Here is a 2,267-nt window from a genome sequence, read left to right as displayed (position 1 = left end):
AGAGGCAGGCACCGCCGCCGATCAGGTCCTCAGCGCCGCCAAAGGCGTCGCCGGACAGGCACAGTCCCTCGACCGCGAGGTCAAAACATTCCTCGCAAAAGTCAGAAACGAGTAATAAAACGCACCACGCACATTCCGGAAACAGGCGGGCCAGTATGGCCCGCCTGTTTTCATTCCAGAATGACAGCAACAGTCTGCTGCTACCAAAAAATCCATAACTTTTAAGGCGTTAATAGATACGCCCACTGTTGCGCCGCAGCATTCTTTTTGAAGTTCACATATTTTTGCTAAAATTTTACCTTAACCTTCAGAAATAAGTTGTTATTTTTCCTGCCTTTTTCGCACTTGAATTTATCGCCGAGTTCACGTTGATATTAACCAAACTCCCTTCCATCCTGAAAAACGTTTCGATTTCGTGATGAAAGGAAAAACCTGCGTTCGTTGCTCCAGAGACCGCCTCGAAGAACACGGTCGAGGCCTCCTTACAGAATCACTATTGTTTAGAGGTATTTTTAATCGTGGCTGATGTATTGCACTTGGATAACACCGCCGCCGTTCCCGACGATCAGGAAGACTCCGCGAAAAAGAAGCCGTGGAAGTTAGGGGTTGGCGGGAAGCTTTATTTCTCCTTGCTCGCGATCACGGTCATCACGCTGGTAGCGATCGGCATTTCCATCGCCGCCTTTGTCGAGCTTCAACGCACACTCAATATGTTCACGGGCACCTCGATCCCCGCGATCAAGAACTCCATGGCCCTGGCAAATACCAGCGCCTCAATTGCCGCGACCGCGCCGGCGCTCGTCAGCGCGCCGACCCAGGAACAGCGCGACGCCATCCAGGAAAACATGCGCGTCGGTATCGACGGGCTGCGCGCCCGTCTCGAAACCCTCACGAGCCTTCCGGAAGAGCAAAAGGAAAAACTCGCCGGCCAGGTTTCCCAGATCGAAAGCACCCTGACAGACCTGCAATGGACGATCGGCCGGCGCGAGGAACTGCGCGGCCAGATGGACGAGCTGACCAAGAAAATCCGCCAGACCCACGCCCTGTTCGTCGCCGAGGCCATCCCCGTGGTGCAACAAGCGAACGCGACGCTGGAATTCCGTGGCGATGAAACAATCAGCAACGCAGTCAGTTCCATTGAGAACCTGCTTGAAGAAGAAATCCTGCAGCTCGAATCTGGCCTGAAAGTCGCTGCCAATGGCCATGGAATGCTCGCCATCACCGCCAGGGCCAGCGTCGCCACCTCCGAGGAAGAAGTCGATAAGCTGAAAGAGACATTCGGTGCCCGCTCGAACGACGTCTATGACGCCGTGAACAGACTGACAGACAGCGACAACGCCAACGCCCTTCGGGAAGTCGCCCTCAATCTCAGTCTTTACGGAATCGGCGAGAAGTCGGTCTTCGATCTCAGGAAGAAAGAGCTCGTCAAGAATACCCTGTCCTACAATGACCAGTTCGAGCTAAAGGCAAAGAGAGACGCGCTCCAGGCAGAAATCGCGGCGCTGAGCGATACGTTCAACGCGGCAATCGGACCTGTCACCCAGGAAGCGAGCTTCCAGCTTATTTCCGGCGGCGAAAAATTGATCGGCGACATCGAGGGCTCGATATCGACCCTCGTGAACGACGATGCCGGTGTCATCCGCAATTCACTCGAACTGGTGGCGCATGCGAACCTGGTTGCCGGTCTTCTGAATGCCGGAGCAGTCTCCCCCGATGGGGAAGCCATCAAGCAGACGAACTACCAGTTCATGGCTGCCTACGATGCCATGAACACTGCGCTGGACGAATTCCGCGAGCGCGGGATCGACGAGGATGCCGCAGAGAAAGCGGAACAGCTGGGCGCTTTCGGCAATGGCGCGGAATCTGTCTTCGAAATCCGCGTTGAGCTGCTCTCCACCGAGGCAGCCGCTGTCGATGCGCTGAACAACAGCCGTGAGCGCGTTGCCGAACTCATCCACGAAGTCGAAATCCTGGTCGAACAGGCCGAAAACGATGCGGCGGTCGGCGAAGAATCGGCGAAGACCACAATCTTCCAGAGCCAGCAGCTTCTGCTCGCCGTCGGCGGCATCAGTGTCCTGCTCAGCCTACTGATCGGCTGGTTCCTTGTGTCCCGTCAGGTGGTGAGCCGTATCAACGGCCTTGCCGACACGATGGGCGTGATCGCGGACGGAGATCTGGACACGGATGTGGATACGTCCGGCGGTGACGAGATCACCACGATGGCCCGGACGGTGGAGATCTTCCGCGACAATGGCCGCGAGGTCGAG

General features: G+C 56.4%; 1 protein-coding gene. It reads left to right on the top strand.

Going from position 1 to position 2,267, the window contains the following annotated elements:
• Positions 1-518: 518 nt before the first annotated feature.
• Positions 519-2,267, top strand: a 1,749-nt coding sequence (locus tag K328_RS21930; RefSeq protein WP_156901137.1) for a HAMP domain-containing protein, incomplete at its 3' end; no start/stop codon positions are given.

It is taken from the genome of Nisaea denitrificans DSM 18348, from assembly GCF_000426505.1.
GTDB classification, from domain to species: domain Bacteria; phylum Pseudomonadota; class Alphaproteobacteria; order Thalassobaculales; family Thalassobaculaceae; genus Nisaea; species Nisaea denitrificans.
The sequence above is the reverse complement of the archived record's forward strand: the minus strand, read 5'-3'. Positions and strand labels throughout refer to the sequence as shown.